Source organism: Saprospiraceae bacterium (assembly GCA_016714025.1).
In the GTDB taxonomy this organism is placed as follows: domain Bacteria; phylum Bacteroidota; class Bacteroidia; order Chitinophagales; family Saprospiraceae; genus Vicinibacter.
The window spans coordinates 466,953-483,958 of sequence record JADJOB010000002.1; the positions used below are offsets into that span (position 1 = coordinate 466,953).

Annotated in this window: 13 protein-coding genes; 5 read left to right on the plus strand and 8 right to left on the minus strand. The window is 35.2% G+C overall.

What is annotated here, in order from left to right:
* Positions 1–19: 19 nt before the first annotated feature.
* From queG to IPJ80_05270, 5 genes are all read right to left on the minus strand, one after another.
* A complete protein-coding gene (queG, locus tag IPJ80_05250; protein ID MBK7912887.1) occupies positions 20–937 on the minus strand; it encodes a tRNA epoxyqueuosine(34) reductase QueG in 918 nt (305 codons plus the stop codon).
* Positions 938–1,108: 171 nt separating this feature from the next.
* Entirely contained in the window at positions 1,109–2,149 is a 1,041-nt protein-coding gene (locus IPJ80_05255) for a hypothetical protein (protein ID MBK7912888.1), read from the minus strand.
* A gap of 44 nt (positions 2,150–2,193) precedes the next feature.
* Positions 2,194–3,141, minus strand: a complete 948-nt coding sequence (locus IPJ80_05260) for a hypothetical protein (GenBank protein ID MBK7912889.1) — start codon at positions 3,139–3,141, stop codon at positions 2,194–2,196.
* Positions 3,104–3,736, minus strand: a complete 633-nt coding sequence (locus IPJ80_05265; GenBank protein MBK7912890.1) for an RNA polymerase sigma factor — start codon at positions 3,734–3,736, stop codon at positions 3,104–3,106. The genes IPJ80_05260 and IPJ80_05265 overlap by 38 nt, the downstream gene beginning before the upstream one ends.
* A 486-nt stretch (positions 3,737–4,222) precedes the next feature.
* Positions 4,223–5,173 carry a TIGR01777 family protein gene (locus IPJ80_05270; protein ID MBK7912891.1) on the minus strand — a complete coding sequence of 317 codons (951 nt, stop codon included), beginning with the start codon at positions 5,171–5,173 and terminating at the stop codon, positions 4,223–4,225.
* A gap of 59 nt (positions 5,174–5,232) precedes the next feature.
* Here IPJ80_05270 and IPJ80_05275 point away from each other — a divergent pair, with 59 nt between their 5' ends.
* Complete coding sequence (locus IPJ80_05275; protein ID MBK7912892.1) at positions 5,233–6,966, plus strand: hypothetical protein; 1,734 nt, start codon at positions 5,233–5,235, stop codon at positions 6,964–6,966.
* Positions 6,967–7,216: 250 nt separating this feature from the next.
* Here IPJ80_05275 and IPJ80_05280 read toward each other — a convergent pair whose 3' ends face one another.
* Positions 7,217–7,627: a hypothetical protein gene (locus IPJ80_05280; protein ID MBK7912893.1), complete on the minus strand. Its 411-nt coding sequence runs from the start codon at positions 7,625–7,627 to the stop codon at positions 7,217–7,219.
* 241 nt (positions 7,628–7,868) lie between these two features.
* On the opposite strand from IPJ80_05280, the gene IPJ80_05285 reads away from it, so the two are divergent.
* Positions 7,869–9,212 carry a T9SS type A sorting domain-containing protein gene (locus IPJ80_05285; GenBank protein ID MBK7912894.1) on the plus strand — a complete coding sequence of 448 codons (1,344 nt, stop codon included), beginning with the start codon at positions 7,869–7,871 and terminating at the stop codon, positions 9,210–9,212.
* A gap of 98 nt (positions 9,213–9,310) precedes the next feature.
* Here the strand turns inward: IPJ80_05285 and IPJ80_05290 are convergent, their stop codons facing one another.
* Positions 9,311–10,726, minus strand: coding sequence for a hypothetical protein (locus IPJ80_05290; GenBank protein MBK7912895.1), 1,416 nt, complete (start codon positions 10,724–10,726; stop codon positions 9,311–9,313).
* A gap of 148 nt (positions 10,727–10,874) precedes the next feature.
* Here IPJ80_05290 and IPJ80_05295 point away from each other — a divergent pair, with 148 nt between their 5' ends.
* On the plus strand, positions 10,875–13,085 hold the full coding sequence (locus IPJ80_05295) for a T9SS type A sorting domain-containing protein (protein MBK7912896.1): 2,211 nt from the start codon (positions 10,875–10,877) through the stop codon (positions 13,083–13,085).
* Between the two features lie 398 nt (positions 13,086–13,483).
* On the opposite strand, the gene IPJ80_05300 is transcribed toward IPJ80_05295, so the two are convergent.
* On the minus strand, positions 13,484–14,890 hold the full coding sequence (locus tag IPJ80_05300; GenBank protein ID MBK7912897.1) for a TlpA family protein disulfide reductase: 1,407 nt from the start codon (positions 14,888–14,890) through the stop codon (positions 13,484–13,486).
* A gap of 235 nt (positions 14,891–15,125) precedes the next feature.
* On the opposite strand from IPJ80_05300, the gene IPJ80_05305 reads away from it, so the two are divergent.
* Complete coding sequence (locus IPJ80_05305) at positions 15,126–16,010, plus strand: GHMP kinase (GenBank protein MBK7912898.1); 885 nt, start codon at positions 15,126–15,128, stop codon at positions 16,008–16,010.
* A 35-nt stretch (positions 16,011–16,045) separates the two neighbouring features.
* Complete coding sequence (locus IPJ80_05310) at positions 16,046–16,807, plus strand: FAD-dependent oxidoreductase (GenBank protein ID MBK7912899.1); 762 nt, start codon at positions 16,046–16,048, stop codon at positions 16,805–16,807.
* The last annotated feature ends 199 nt before the right edge of the window (positions 16,808–17,006 follow it).

Genomic DNA, 17,006 nt, shown 5'->3' on the forward strand with positions numbered 1-17,006 from the left:
TGAATAAGTAATTATTTGACTATTGAATAAATCGAATATTTCTTTGTAAGCCCTTTAGACCAGTGCGTTTAATTGCTGATTGATTGAATAATTGATTAAAATCGTCTTCGTTCATTTCCATAAACATTTGATCTGACCGTTTTTTCATTGCATCGGAGATCCAAAGATCCTCAACATCCGTCTGACGTGAAAAACGATTCCAAGGACAAACATCCTGGCAGACATCACATCCAAAAATCCAATCATCCATTTTACCTTTAAACTCCTCTGGAATTTGCGATTTTAATTCAATTGTCAGATAGGAAATACATTTAGATGCATCCAGTAAAAATCCATTTTCATGAATAGCCTGAGTTGGGCAAGCATCGATGCATTTTTTACAAGTTCCGCAATACTCTTTAATTGGCGTATCAGCTTCAAACTCTAAATCAGTTAGAATGCAGGAAAGAAAAAAATAAGAGCCAGTTTTAGGATTTATGGATAAAGTGTTTTTTCCGGTCCAACTAATTCCAGATTCTTTTGCCCAAACCCGCTCTAATACCGGACCCGAATCTACAAAGGCTCGCGCTGCGATGTCGCCATATTGATGCCGCATCCATTGAATGATGGCCTTGGTTTTTGAACGAATTACCTTATGATAGTCCTGGCCCAAAGCATACATGGAGATTTTACTTTGATTTTCATTTGTTGCTCCTGGTTCTTGAAAATAATTCATTGCCAACACGATGATCGTTTTACATCCAGGCATTAATTTTTGTGGGTCAAGACGAAAATCAAAATAACGTTCGAGATAATTCATCTCACCCTGATAGGATTGATTGAGCCACTTTTCAAGACGATCTGATTCTTCTTCCAGGTAACGTGCTCGGGCAAATCCTACATGGAAAAATCCGAAACTGTTGATAAAGTCGATTAATGGTTTTTTGTCTAAATGCAATGGGTTCAATTAGACTACAAAGATAGAAACAACCCGGCCTATTGCTGCATCAATCACTTCAGATGTATCATACAAAAAAAAGAGCCTGCAGTTCCATCGAACTACAGGCTAACCACATTATGAAGAAAGTCAAACGTTTAAACTGATTTTACTCAGGTTGGTATTCCATTTTTAAAAATCAAACCAAAGTCCGCATTCAATATTTCTGATATCATGATCTTTCCATAAATCATTCATATCCATATTTGCAAATAATTTTAAAGCTCCAACATCGATACGAGCTGAAAGACCATATCGAAAATCTTCAAAGCCGAAATCTTCTTCTGTTTCAATTGAACGTTTAGGCTTTTCAGTATCCGTTTCCAACTCTTGATGAATTAATAATCCTGCATATCCACCAAAACCTGCACCGATGCGTCCTAAACCTTTTATTTTATTACTTTGAACATATACACTCAAAGGGATTTGCAATTGGTGAATTACAAACTGGGATTTTTTAATATTATCAAACTTAGTATATAAAAGTGTTTGATTTGGTTCGAAATCCAATTTTTCCTTAAACTCAAATTGACCAATGCGCCATCCAAATCCGGTCATCAACATCAAATTCGGAGTTCCCAAATATATTTTAGTTGGCAAAAAAGTAAATGTTGTACTCCAGGAGCCCCAGTATTTTAATTTCAAATCATCTTTGGTAGATTCGGCAATATCATTTCCAAATTTCAAAAAATTTACTCCCAAATCAATGTCGAGAAAATCTACGTTTGCTGATTTGTTTTTCTTTTCAGTTTTGTATTTACGTTTCTCACCCGGTGCTTTGTTTTCATTATGTTTACCCCCTTTGTGTTCTCTTTCTACTTCTAATTCCATATTTTGCTTTTCGCGTTCCATTTCCAATTTCTCTTCCTCTATTTCCCTTTTAGCATCCTCCAATTCATCTTTTACATCATCCAATTGATCTTCCAGTTCACGTTCTGCTTCAGTTTGTTCATTCGGATCTTTTTTTGATTTTTTGTTGATAATTAAAATTTGTTTATCCCCCAATGAGATCCGGGTTGTATCCTCATTTTCAGCAACCGGAGGCTTTGGCGGAGCTGGAGGAATGGTTGATTCAGCAGGAGGTGGTGGAGGTGGCTTGGGAGATTCCTGTGCCTGAAGGAAGCCTATACTACAAATCATAGCTATGGCTATTAAAAACATATTGCTTTTCATTTTTATTAATTTATATAGTTAAATAATAGATTCCTTTTTTAAAACTAAAAGTGGATTGCTTTTGAAAATTCAAACTTTTCATTTTTAAAATGCAAGGCTAAAATAGTTTCATCTTTCTTGCCCTGATTTTCAATGTTCAAGGCATCGCCTGACCATTTTTTTGCTTTCTTAGATAGAAAATTAAAAAATCCTTTCTTTATAAAACCTTTCAAATTTTGATCTTCAGAAACAGATTCTTTTACTATAGCATCCTTTTGAGTATCAACCAATCCCTGGGTTATTACATTGCTTTCTTTTGCATTTCCCTTTTCGGTTAATGCTTGTGTATTTGGTGTAATCATTAATTTTTCTGAACTGCTACTTTTTTCATTTGCAGCAATTTCTTCTTTATTCACTATTTGTTGTCCACTAATTTCATTCGCATGATTTTGAGAATTCTCCACATTGCTTGCAACATCTGATACTTCAGTTGCCATTTTTAAAGGATCGCTGATTATATTTAATTCAGTTGTTGGTTGATTCTTCTCACCAAGATTTACCACATGATTCAATTCATTCTTTGTACTACCATTCAATGCCACTGTACCTGCTTCCGATTCATTCAAAAGCAGCTCTTTGCTTTGTGAACCCATTGTATTATTATGCGTCGGGGCATCCTTACTATTCATTGCCACTTGTTGATCTGTGTTTGTTATCGTTGCAGGCAAGTGCTCATCACTTTGAGATTGACTGGATGTTTGTTTTTGAGCTAATTCAGGGTTTGTAGTACTTTGCGTATTGAACAATAACACGCCACAAACAATCAGAAAGACTAAGGAAGCGGCCACCGCCAACCATTGAAATGAATAGCTAAAGTTTCGTTTTACCGAAAGAGGTTTCATTTCTTCCTGTTCAAGCTGAGCCAGAATTTTTCCAAACAAATCCGGATCCGGCTGCTCTACATCAAATTGATGTTTAGCTTGCTGAATATACTTTTTCAAAGGATCTGACATTGTTTTTATTTTTTTTAATAAGTTCAATCAATTTTTGTTTAGCTCTTAAGTATTGACTTCTTGAAGTTCCGGAAACGATGCCTAGCATCTTTGCAATTTCCTCATGTGAATAATCTTCCAACACATGAAGTGAAAAAACAATGCGGTATCGATCCGGTAATTTTTTAATCGCTTCATGAATTTCATGAATGTTTTTTTCGAAAGCCGCCTCTTCAACCAGTTCTTGTTCGTCCTGGAGATTGACCATTCCTGGCACATCATCCCATTCTTCCAGGATCATTTTCTTTTTTGTTTTTACTGCTTGAATGGCTGTATTTACACAAATTCTTTTAATCCAAGCTGGAAACAATTCTGCTTTTTGCAATTGATGAATGTTTTGAAACACTTTTACAAAACTCTCCTGTAATACATCATTTGCATCCTGTTCATGGTTCATAATTCGCAAACAGATGTTGTACATAGGCTTGGCAAAGAGATCGTAGAGCTCTTTAAATGCCCTTTGATCTTTTTGTTTCACCCGTTCCACCAAATGCTCCATGTCGGTATTTCGTTTGCTTTCTGAATAAAAGAGAATCCAATGACGGATTCGTTGCATAATTATTTAAAAAAATTTAAAATTTCTACAAAAATATTATAATTCATTGGTTTTCAAGGGAAAATATAATTATGGGGATGAAGGGCGGGAGGGCTGGAAGGCTGGAAGGCTGTTGGGCTGAAGGCCGGGAGGGAATTATAGATAAACATTTACTGACTTCTGACCACTAATTGCTGACTACTGATTTTGGGGCTGGAGGGCTGAGGGGCTGGAAAGCTGTTGGACTATTAGACTGTTTGACTGTTAGGGAGGTGGGTTATTGGTATGGTGAGCATTTTTGAATTTTTGACTACTGACTCCTAATTGCTGACTACTGATTTTGGGCTGGAGGGCGGGAGGGAATTATAGATAAACATTTACTGACTTCTGACCACTAATTGCTGACTACTGATTTTGGGGCTGTTAGACTGTTGGACTGTTAGGGAGGTGGGTTATAAACATTTACTGACTTCTGACCACTAATTCCTGACCACTTCTTTTTGCTGACTACTGATTTTGGGACTGTTGGGTAGTTTGGGTTTTGACTCCAGAAATTTTAGGTAAGGACAATGTGGTTACTGCTTTTTCAAATGTGTCATTCGAGAATGTAAAACCGGAATTCAATAGATTTTGTGGATATACTTTAGCAGAATTTAATAACAAATTGGCTTGCTCACCGAGAATTAGCTTTAATATAAAAGCTGGAACTGGTAAACAAATACAAGTGTCTTTGCTTAATTTGCAAATCGTTTTTACCAGATTCCTATTTTTAACTGCATGTGGTGAAGTAAAATTAAAAATTCCGGATGCATTATTTTGGATAATAAATTCAATGGCACGATTGTAATCTTGTGCATGAATCCAGGAATAATATTGTTCACCTGAACCAAAGTAATTTAAAAAACGCAGTGCCTTCGTTTGGATAAGCTTTGGCCAAACGCCTCCGCTAGTATTTAGATACAAACCGGTGCGAATGATGCTCATGTTTTCAACATAATCTTTCAATTGGGTCGCTTCCTGTTCCCATCGTGCACAGGTTTGTGATAAAAAATCTGGTTCACAACAATCTGAATCTTCATTCAAAGTTTGATCGCCACAATTTCCATAATATCCTATAGCAGATGCTTGAATCAACAGCGGAATTTTTATATTCAAAGTACTTAAATGCTGCTTCAAGGTTTTAATGGATGCGATTCTAGAATTTAAAATTTGTGTTTTTCGATTGGAAGTCCATCGTCCCTCTCCAATTGAGCTGCCTGACAGATTGATTAGAACATCCAGATTTTGGAGTGCTTTGCTGTCCAGCTCCATTTTTTCCGGATTCCAATAAAATGTTGGAAAAGCTTGAGGTGAAGCATTCCTGCTCAACCAGCTTACCTGATAATTTTTTGACGCTAAAAAATCAGACAAACAGGTGCCAATCAAACCACTTCCTCCTGCTATTAAAATCCTTTTCATTTCATTTGTATCTTTGTCGGGTACACCATTGTTAGTCCAGCTGTTTAAACAATTAATTTATGAAATGGATGAATGTTTTGAAATGTATTTTGCTCCTAATTATCATTTCAGGTTTCCATGCTTGTCAGTCAGGATCCAAAGAAGAAGGATTTCATTTGCGGATTCGGTTGAAAGAAGACGTTGATTGTTTGCAGCCAATTGTCTCCCAAACCCGCTCTGCAACACAAATAGAAGCATTGATCATGTTACCACTGATTGAGTATAACATGGATAAAATTGAACTTACGCCGCTTTTGGTTAAAGCGATTCCCGCCCTTGTTTCTACAAATGATAGCAGTGATGTATATGCCAGTGATATTTTGCCAGAAGCTGTTTGGGATAATGGTACCGCCGTTACAGCAGCAGACTATGCATTTTCAGTAAAGGCGGCATTAAATCCATTTATAAAAAATACCAATTGGAAAAGTACTTTAAAAAATATTCGCGACATCCGCTGGAATGAAGCTGATCCAAAACATTTGGAAGTAGTGGTTTCAAAAAATTACTTATTAGCTAAAGAACTCAGTGGAAATATTAATGTGTATCCAGAATATGTTTATGATCCTGAACGAATCATGCAGAAATATTCAATTCGGGATTTATTGACAAAAGACAGCAGCAGTTGGACCTCCGCGGAGTGGATTGAGCTTCAAAAATTTGCTGATCAATTTCAGTCTGCAGATTTTTGTAAAAAAATAATTTCCGGATGTGGGCCCTATCAACTCACTTCGTGGGAGTCGGGATCCAAAATTATTTTAGAGAAAAAGAAAAACTGGTGGGGGGAGAAATTTGCAAACAATCAAGCGATGCTTCAGGCCAATCCGGATAAAATCAGCTATTTAATTATTCCGGATGAAGCAACAGCAGTATTGGCTTTGAAAGATGGAACGGTGGATATCTGTACAGATATTTCACCCAGACAATTTGAAGCATTGCGAATGGATAGCAGCTCAAAAACCAGGTTACAGTTTTTTACACCGGGCATATTTCAATACAATTATATTGATTTCAATACCCGCACGGATATACTTTCAGATTTAAATGTAAGAAGGGCTTTGGCTTTTCTTGTAGATATTCCATCCTTTATTCAAAATGTCATGCAAGGCTTAGCGCAACAAGTAGCAGGACCCGTGCATCCTTCCAGATCCTATTACAATCAACAATTGAAACCCATCGTGTTTTCAATAGATTCTGCAATTAGTTTATTACAGAAATCTGGTTGGAAGGACAGTGATAAAGATGGCATCCTGGACAAAATGATTAAAGGCAAACGTACTAAGCTTTCATTAAATTTAATGGTGAGCAGTGATGGAGGTAAAAAGCTTGCACTTTTATTACAAGAACAAGCAAAAAAAATAGGTGTTGAAATCAATCCTGTCAATAAAGATTTTTCACTAATACTGAAAGATTTAAATGCCTTGAATTTTGACATGGTTGCCTTGAATATCAGTCAGCAACCTTCTTTATACGATCCATTTCAAAATTGGCATAGCAGCAATGCAAAAGCCGGTGGTTCCAATCGATGTGGATTTGCAACACCAGAAACAGATAGTCTAATTCAAGTAATCCGCACCAGTACTGCAGAAGATCTTCGCAATCAAGCATACCTTCGATTTCAGGAAGTTTTATACGAAGCGCAACCTCAAATCTTTTTATTCAGTCCAAAAGAACGATTGATTACTTCTTCACGCATTCAATTAGAACCCAGCAACAGAAGACCAGGCTACTTGGAGAATATGGTTAAGTTAAAATAGAATTAGTGTAGGTGTTAGTTGATAGGTGATAGTTGATAGTGGATAGTGGATAGGTGTTAGGTGATAGGTGTTAGGTGTTAGGTGATAGGTGTTAGTTAATATTTTTCTTTGCGTCTTTGCGTCTCTGCGTGAAATTAATTCGTTTTTCAAATCATGTTTTTTTAATGCTCAATGAGCAATGTTCAATTAGCAATGCTCAGTGAATGATTTCATTTTTCATTGAGCAGTATTTGAGGCTGAAGTTGATTGATTAATTTCTGTTTGCAAATTTTCCACCCAGATAGGCCATTGGAATGTATGCTACCACTAAGTCAAGCATTGTAAACCAAAGCGGAGAAGGAAGCATCATTACATTTGCAATACCACCGGCCAGGAAAATAAAACCGACAATCAAGGCAAATCGGAAGTGATTGTTTGCTGCAATACGGGCAGCAATAAAAGCTCCAATCAAAGTACCCAAAGCATGCGCTAAAAAAGGCATTAAAAAATGCTTGGGTTGAAATAAATGCATGCTTGCTTTAAGTCCTTCCATAGTAGTCACATCAGCGCCTTCAGGAGGAGGGATGACTGAACCACTCATTGTGATGATACTCATATTTACAACGCTGCCAATAACAGCTCCGGTTACAACCGCTAAAATGTTTTTAAGATTTGGATTCATTTGTTTTGTATTATGAAACTAAATAAATTTCGCAAATTTAATAAATTTTTCTATTCGCAATAAAAATCTAATGAATCGTATACTTATTCTATTGTATTAGACTAAATAAATAGTATACCTAGTCAGGATATAGTAGCTTTGTCTATATGATCTTTAAAGTGCTTTTTGAATTTTTATTAATTAAATTATGTTTTTAAACCGATTCTGATTCAAGGAGTCTAAATCCAAATCAACGAGTACCATGAGACCGTTCTATCTAACAATCTGTGCTTTATTATTATTCCAAACCAATTCTGGCATCACTCAAAGCTTGAAACCATTTATAGGTCAAAGCAGCATTCCATCTGAGTCAGATCTCATTTGTCCTATTCAAAATTACCTGGGTAGTTTTGAAAACAGTGGATACCAATTAGGAGATACTGTACATGATTTTACCCTTTATGATACAGCTTTTAGATCGTTTACATTATCTGAATCCCTTAAAAAAGGAAAACCAGTACTTTTAATTTCTTCCAGTTATACCTGCCCCATTTTCAGAGGTAAAATTCCAATTATAAATCAACTGTATGAAAAATACAAAAATCAAGTGGATATGTACGTTGTCTATACTGTGGAAGCCCATCCAAATTTAGATATCAGTCCGTATTTTGGAAAAGTAAACACAGGTGCCACGAATATTAAAGAAAATATTTTATACAGGCAACCAATCCATTACGGAGATCGACTGGCTATCATTAAAGATATGCTACAAAATGTGCAACTGGACGTCCCGGTTATTATTGATGGTCCTTGCAACGAATGGTGGTATCATTACGGACCTGCTCTAAATAACGCCACATTAATTGATACGAATGGAGTGGTTAGAATTAAACATGCCTGGTTCGATAGAGATCCTGATGACATTTTTTGTGATTTAATATCTTATCTTCAACCAGGAACCGTTTGTGATTCCATTCCAACAGGCACGGGAAAATTTACGTTCAGCATGATTTCGGATAGTGTAATTTATGGCCAGTCAGGATCCTCCCTTTATGCTGTTGCCAGAATAGAAAATAATTCCAATGCTACTGTAAAAATTGAGGTGCGTCGTTTACTTAATAATATGCCCGCTCAATGGAGTTCGAGTATTTGTCTGGATGTTTGCTATCCTACCGAGGTAGACAGCACTCAAATCAGTTTGAAACCAAATCAGTCCATGGATCTGATTGTAGATTTTTTTACAGGACCCATTGCAGATGAAGGAAGTGTTCGAATTGGATTAAAAAATATCGACGATTCTCAAAATCGAAGTATTATGAGAGTAAAAGCCATAACTCAAGATGTTACAGACGTTAAATCAATTTCAGAGAATCAGGAAAATTTCATTTCTATATATCCTCAACCTGCAAGGTCAAGTCTTTCTATTTATTCAGATGCATATTCATACTACCAATTATACAGTCCAAATGGTAAGCTAATTTATTCAGGAGCATTTGATGAACACATTTTACTGGATATTCAAAATTTCACTGCAGGAATCTATATATTAAAATTATCAGATGAACAAGGCAAATACACCTTTAGGAAAGTTATAATCCAAACCTGATAAATTTGATTTTATCATTAGTATTTGGATAGTAAAATTTACAAAATTTGAAATTTTTTACGGTTTAAAATTCCTTTAATTGCGAAACTGGAAACATATTATAAAATTGTCTTCAGTCTATCCACCATTAAATACAACCACGTCTTCTCAATAAGCCGGTTGTCCATTCGAATGTCTTCCAGCCATTTTTCCTTTTCTGATTTCTGAATTTGCTTTGTGGAAAACAATCTGTTGGCCGTATTTAAAAAATTATTGTAATACTCTCTGTGATAACCTAATTTTTTGGAACGCTTCATAAGATTAGCTGTCGCCTTAATCTGATTATGCATTAATTCATCTTCCTTTATTTCATAATAAATTTTAATCATCTCCACACGAGCATTTAATTCGATCAATGGATCACGAAATACACTGGTGTTTAATAAATACAATGCCTTTGCATATTCTTTTTGCTCTTTATAAATTTTTGCAAGATTAAAACTGTATATCGGATTTCGTTCTTTAGGATTAACCAAATTTTTATAATCCTCCAATAGTTTAATTGCTAAATCCAGATCATTCATTCGAATGCATAATGAAATAATATTTTTATAAGTCAGCGAACTCATAACTCCATAATCCAGCAGCCAACCAAATTTAACGCAATGTTGAAAAAGCTGGAGCGTTTGTCCAAAAAAACGAGGATCGTTTTGATTGATTTTCCGAATGCTATAATTTAATGCTGTTAAATAAATTTCACGGCCTCGTTCAAAATCAAAGTCCTTTTCATACCGACTAATTAAGTTAAGATAGTCTCTGAAGTATTGCTCTTCCGTTGGATAACGGTACATTTTCAAAGCCATCATGTAAATACCCAATTCCGGCTTTTGATCCCAGGCGTTTTTTTCTGCTAATTCAACCCATGCATCAATTAATGGATATTCAAAACTACTGGCACCAATGGCTTCATGTGAAAGTTGTTCCAAATAGATGCGCAAACGTTTTATTAGGGAATCAATTTCAAGGATTTCAGAACTTTCCTTAAAATCAAAATAACTAAATCGATTTTTAAACGATTCATAATGCAATAATTCCATATCCAGCTGGTGGCGGATCTCATAAATATCAGGATTCCAGGTCTTATTTGCTTTTAATTCATTCCGAAAGCTTTCTGTTTGATTTTCAAAAAGTTTGATTTGCTTGGTCTTCCTCAGAAATCGAATGTAGAAAAGTTCCTTTTCATATTCATTTTGTTGTTTTTCCTCAATAAAAAGGAAATTTTTTAACTGTTTTAATAATTCAGAAAACAATAAACGCAATTTGACATCAGAATAAGCTTCACCGGGATACAATTTGTCGAATAAGGCCGGTTTTAGCAATTCAATTTTTAAATCCGTCAGGTGGTCTAAATAATCAAAACTTAGGCTTAGTTTTTTGTTGGTATTGTAATAAGGGGAAGCCAAATACCTTCTAAATCCTGCTTTTTGCTTCAGATTTAAGTTAAGATAGAGTTCTAAAAATTGAGGATTCTTCATTTTTTTTATACAAATTAATATTTTATAATGTTGTATATCAATGTATTATGATTATATATATTTATTAATTAGGCTACAAATTACAATATTTTTATTTTTTAAGGGCAATTGATTCAGATACTTTTGTATTGAAATAATGGCCAAAGCCATGAATAGATCTATCAGAATTATACTAAGTACAAGCATTTTAATTTTTGGGATTTTCGGATTCCAAAATGCTTTAATTGCACAAAATACCGTAAGTCTTTATTTAATCGATAAGGGCTGGAATCTGGATACCAATATCATCGAGTTGCGAGCTACCCATTTTCAACGAGTGGGAACGATGCATTTTTCTCTTAAAGAAATTAATAATCTAGGTGATTTTGCAGGTGTAGATCAAATTCAATTAATGAATTTTCAGCCGGGTGTGAATATTACCTACAATTCGATTTCAAAAACGATTTCTGTAAGTTGGGATGTTTTATTTATCAATGGATTCAATATACCAGATGGACAATTGGTATTTCGAATACTTTGGAAATCCAATCCAAATTTAGCTCATTGCTATGAATTTGTGCAATCCCCGCTTCCAACGGAGATAAAAGATCCAAACTTAATTTCACAAATTGTCAAACTTTATAATTCCTGTGACGCATTATTGAATGTTCCAAGTTTTTTTAGTGCGTATATTGATATTAATAAAAACTGTAACTACGAATTTCAGGAAGACTTATTTACGCAATACACCATTTTAGATAGTTTTAATAATCAAATCAACACGTATAAAAATCCACAAAACTTGTTTTATACGAAACAGGAATTTGGATTGCATTATTACAAAATACTTCCGGTAACTTCTCTTTGGACTTCTTGTACAAATTTTCAAACTGTGTTGGTAGATTCCACTACAAAAATTATTGGTTTGAGTTATGGCATGCAACCTGTGGTTGATTGTCCGGAATTATCTGTTGAAATAAACACCCCAATTGTCCGCAGATGTGTGGACTACTCCTACTATATACATTATGAGAACATCGGCACCCTGGCAGCTGATTCTGTTAAGGTAATTATTAAATTAGATCCCTTTATGAGTTTGAAGGGTGCCAGCATTCCGATTTCAAATTTTCAAGCACCCTATGCAGAATTTTTAATTGGGAAGCTTGATATTTTTAAACATGGAAATTTTACAATTACAGTAAATATAGACTGTGATTCAACAAGTATTGGTCAAACGCATTGTGTTAGTGCAGAAATATTACCTCATAAAGATTGCATTATTCCGGCGAACTGGTCTGGTGCCAGTATAAAATTAGATGCCAAATGTGAAAATGGAAAAAACAAATTCCGAATTCAAAATATTGGTACTCAGGATATGCCGGATCCGGTTCAATACTGGATTGTGGAAGACGATATCATGCCTGGTTTAAAGAAGGATATCAAATTAAATAAAGCCAGTTTTTTTGATATCGAATATCCGGCAAATGGAAAAACCTATCGACTGATTACTGATCAGGTTAAAAATCATCCAGGCTTATCTTACCCTTCCATAGCCTTGGAAGCCTGTGGTAAAAATGGTTCCGGAGGAATCAGTACGGGTTATTTTTTAATGTTTCCGGAAGATGAAGAAGATCCCAACATTGCTATTGATTGTCAAGCTTCCAGATCCTCATTCGATCCCAATGATAAAACGGCCAGTCCTGTTGGATATCAATCAGAACATTATATTGAATCTCAACGGACTTTAGAATATAAAATCCGTTTCCAAAATACCGGAAACGACACTGCATTTAAAGTAGTTATTGTTGATACATTAAGTGAATGGATGGATCTAATTACGCTGAAGATCCTGAATGCATCGCACCCTTTTAGTTTTAGTTTGATAAATCGGGTATTAAGCTTCCGCTTTGACCCGATTTATCTCCCTTACCAATCGATTGATGATGCCAATTCACAAGGATTTGTTCAGTATTCCATTCGACCAAATGCCAAAGCTCCTTTAGAAACTAAATTACCCAATACGGCTTCAATTTTTTTTGATTTTAATCCACCGATTCAAACGAATACAACACTACATACAATAAACAGGGACTTTATTATTGTTTCAATTAAAGTTGCCGATCCTTCAATACTAAATGTGAACATTTATCCGAATCCGGGGACAGACTATTTAATCTTGGAAACTGACCAGCTGTCTCCGGAAAAGGATATTCAATTGTGTGATTTAAATGGCCGCGTTTTGTTAACACAAAAGTGGATCGGTCAACAAAGCATTCTTCAATTGAATGATCGCTTTCAATCTGGTACTTACATTTTAAACATATATGAAAAATCTAAACTTCTTTATCGAGCAACCATTGCTTTAAAAACTAAAAATTAGTGGCAGCCTGGAACGCTAGGGCTGTAATATTGAAATTTGTGACGAGAAAATCCCGGTATTTCCCTATGGATCTATCGGGATTTCATTTATAAATCCAGGTTAAGGAAATTAATAAAAAATTGAATTAATTATAGAAGTTAAAAAATTATACCCTGCTTAGATTGATAAATTGAGATCGCTTTTTAAATATGAAAAACAAACCGTTTTGTTGTAAAATATACTTACCTATTTTAATGGTTCTCATATATTGGCTCTGAGAACCTCTTCATATTGTGAACGGAACCGGTTGACTTTGTTGACCGGTTTTTTTTATTTATTGGATACCCTTAACAATTAAATCCAAATTAAATTTCAAAATTTGGCTTTAGTTCTAAAAATTGAAATGAATTTACCATTCCTTATTTTGATTTACTTGCCAATTCTTTTTCAATAATCAATTTAATTTGATCGGGTTTTAAATTTTTACCAATGATTTTACGCTCTTTATTCAAAACATAAATTTCAGGAGTGATATCTACAAAATATTTAGCATAGATGCTTCGATTGGTTGGATCGTGAACGTTGATCCATAGATCTGTTTGATATTTTTTTACAAAGTCGCGCCATTTTTGATCCGTTGAATTCAAAACAACGGCAAATACTTCGACTCCTTTTGACTTCCATTCTTTGTAAAACTGAACCAGTTGGGGGGTTTCCTTTTGACAATGGTCGCAATCAGGATCATACATATACACAATCACAAAATCTTCTTTCAACTCATAAATAGAGCGGGTTGCTCCGTTTAAATCTGTAGAAACAATATCTTGACCCTGGCAACCCAAACAACTGGATTGCATTTCATAAACTTTTTTCTTTATTGCAGCTAATTCTTTATCGTCCATCCAAAATGCATTTTCCTTGGTAAAATATTTATCCAGGATATGCACAAAGACCGCTTCTCCATCCATTACTTTTGTCTTTGTTGGTTCATAATTTAGTGCAATCCAATTGCTAACAAACTGAAATATTTCTTTATTGGCCAAGGATTTCTTAATAATAAAATCAGCTTGACGGATGATTGAATCCGGATGTTGCGGAGTTAATTCAACAATAAACTTCTTTAACTTATTGACCAATACCGGTGTATATAACAATCGCTTATCAGACAAATCAACATTGTCCCAATAAGCCTGTCGAAATAATTCAAGTTGTTGATCCCGGTCGATTTCACCATTTGCTTTTCGAACATCTACCAAATCAGGATTTTGACCAGCGCGTTTAAATTTTACAAAAAACACATTGGGATATTTTTTTATAAAGCCATCCAGCTGGTTTTTCTTTTCATCAATGATCTTTTTAACTTCAACATCGTATTTTTTTAATGCAACACTGTCATTGGCTTTTGCATTGCGCATGGCATTGAGGGAATCCATAGCAAATTCATGTCGCAATTGAAGTTTTAAGGTTTCATATAGGAGTTGATTGTCAATGGAACCCTGTATTTGCATGTTCCCTATTAAATCTTCTTTTGTTGTGTGCATTGAAAAATCCTGATCTAAATCCAAAATCATATGGAAATTGGTATAGTCAGGTAGTATCAAATAATAATATCCAGGGTGGTAGGGTTTTTTACGAATCCATTCAAATTCCCCTTGTGCATTTGAAAAGGTAGAATCCACAAATAAATTCTGGTCACCAAACACACTTATTAATTTCACAGTTCCACTTTTAAGGCCCTGGACCTTGCAGCGAATTTCAACACTGTCCTTTTGACTATAAAGTCCTCCTGAACCAACAATCAGCAGTAAAAAAATCAATAATCTCATGGTAGTATTTAATATTCCGGTTAATAATGCAAAGTAAAATAAACTAACGCACTCTATGCCTTGTAGCCTTAGCGGACAGGCCATTTTAGCCTTATTTTAGGATAATTTTAATACTTCCAGGTACCTGGCGCCGCAAAATCATATTAAAAATACATATATATAAACAAATTCCTATCTTCGCCAGGATTTCGAAAATCCAATATTTATTAAAGCTGAATTTTACGCCCGGGGCAAAGTGTTATTAAGTTCAGAGTACCTTGTACTTTTTGGTGCTACCGCTTTGGCATTGCCTACCCGCTTGGGCCAGAAAATGAAGGTTCAGGAATTAAATGGTTCTGAAATTATCTGGAATTCTTACGGACCAGATGGTAAAAAGTGGTTTTCTGCAGAAATTGACCTCATGGGTTTTGATGTAACTGAGTCCAGTCACCCTGAAACTGGTAAATTCCTTAGAAAATTATTAAAGGCCTGTTGTCAAAACAATTCAGAATTTTTATCCCATTGGAAAAAATATAAAGTTGATCACTACCTCGAGTTTCCTAATTCCTGGGGACTTGGATCCAGTTCGACTTTAATTTTTAATATGGCTTCCTGGGCAGATGTCAATCCATACCATTTATATTTTGATGTTGAACAAGGCTCTGGCTATGATGTTGCCTGCGCTGGAGCAGAAGGACCCATACTATATACCTTAGGAGATGGCTCCATTGATTTGGAAGAAATTGATTTCAAACCGAGTTTTCATGACAAGCTGTTTTTTATACCCCTCAATCAAAAAACAAGCAGTAAGGAAGCCGTTGAAAAGGCGAAGCAGCAAAAACCTGATAAAAAAATTATACAGGAAGCCACTGAGCTAACGAATAAATTACTCGACATACACTCTTTAACCCAATTTGAAAACTGGATTGCACAACATGAGTCCTTGATTTCGAATTATACCGGTATCCAACGTATAAAAGATCAAAAGTTTCCGGATTTCCAAGGTGAAATTAAATCATTGGGTGCCTGGGGTGGAGATATTATACTGGCTACAGCAAGCAATGGCAAAGAAGCACTTGTATCTTATTTTAAAACCAAAGGCTACGAAAAGGTAATTCCCTATGCTGAATTAATCCTTTAGGCTGGTTTCCTGTTATATATTCTGAAACCTGAACAATGCCCCCGGCTATTTGGTATCCTCTGCAATTAGATAAAATTATCACTGAAACGGAATTTACCCGTCGTTTCATCTTTCACATAGATTCTGATGGCTTATTTGATTATGAGGCTGGGCAATTTTTAACCTGTGATCTTCCCATTGGAGAAAAAAGAGCACAACGCTGGCGTAGTTACAGCATTGCAAACTGGAATCCAGGAAATCAGGAAATTGAATTTTGCATTTCCTATAAAGAAGGGGGACCTGCATCTGAATACTTTTTTAAAAACATTTCGATAGGCGATCAATTTAAATGCAAAGGTCCGGAAGGTACGTTTATCCTTCCCGATCAAACTTCGCAAAATTTAATTCTAATTTGCACGGGCACCGGACTTGCCCCTTTTAGAGCCATGATTCAAAAAATCATTAAACAAAAAATCACATTTGATTCCATCCATCTAATTTATGGAACCAGAACCCTGAAGGATATCATTTATAAATCTGAATTATTGCAATGGCCTCAAGATGTTTTAAATTTAAATACCCATATTTGTCTTTCGCGTGAAACCGAATTGTTTGAATTTAATTCACCATCTGTTTTTGTCCATTCTGGATATGTACACCCAGTTTATAAAACCATGCTTCAAAACAATCTTATAGATTCAACAAAAAGCAATTTTCTAATATGCGGCTGGAGCGCCATGATTGATGAAGCTGTATTAAATTTATTTTCAGAATATAAAATTCCACGAGAACGTATACGGTTTGAGTTGTATGGGTGATATTGGAAATAGGGAATAGGGAATAGGCTGTTGGACTGCTGGGCTGTTGGGCTGTTAGACTGTTGGACTGTTAGAGAGATAGCTGGAATCGTTGCTTCCTTGCTTCTTAGCTTATTAGCTTATTAGCTTCTTAGCTTCCTTGCTTCTTTTCTACTTTGCGTCTCTGTGAGAAAATAATTAGTTGGTAGGTGATAGAATG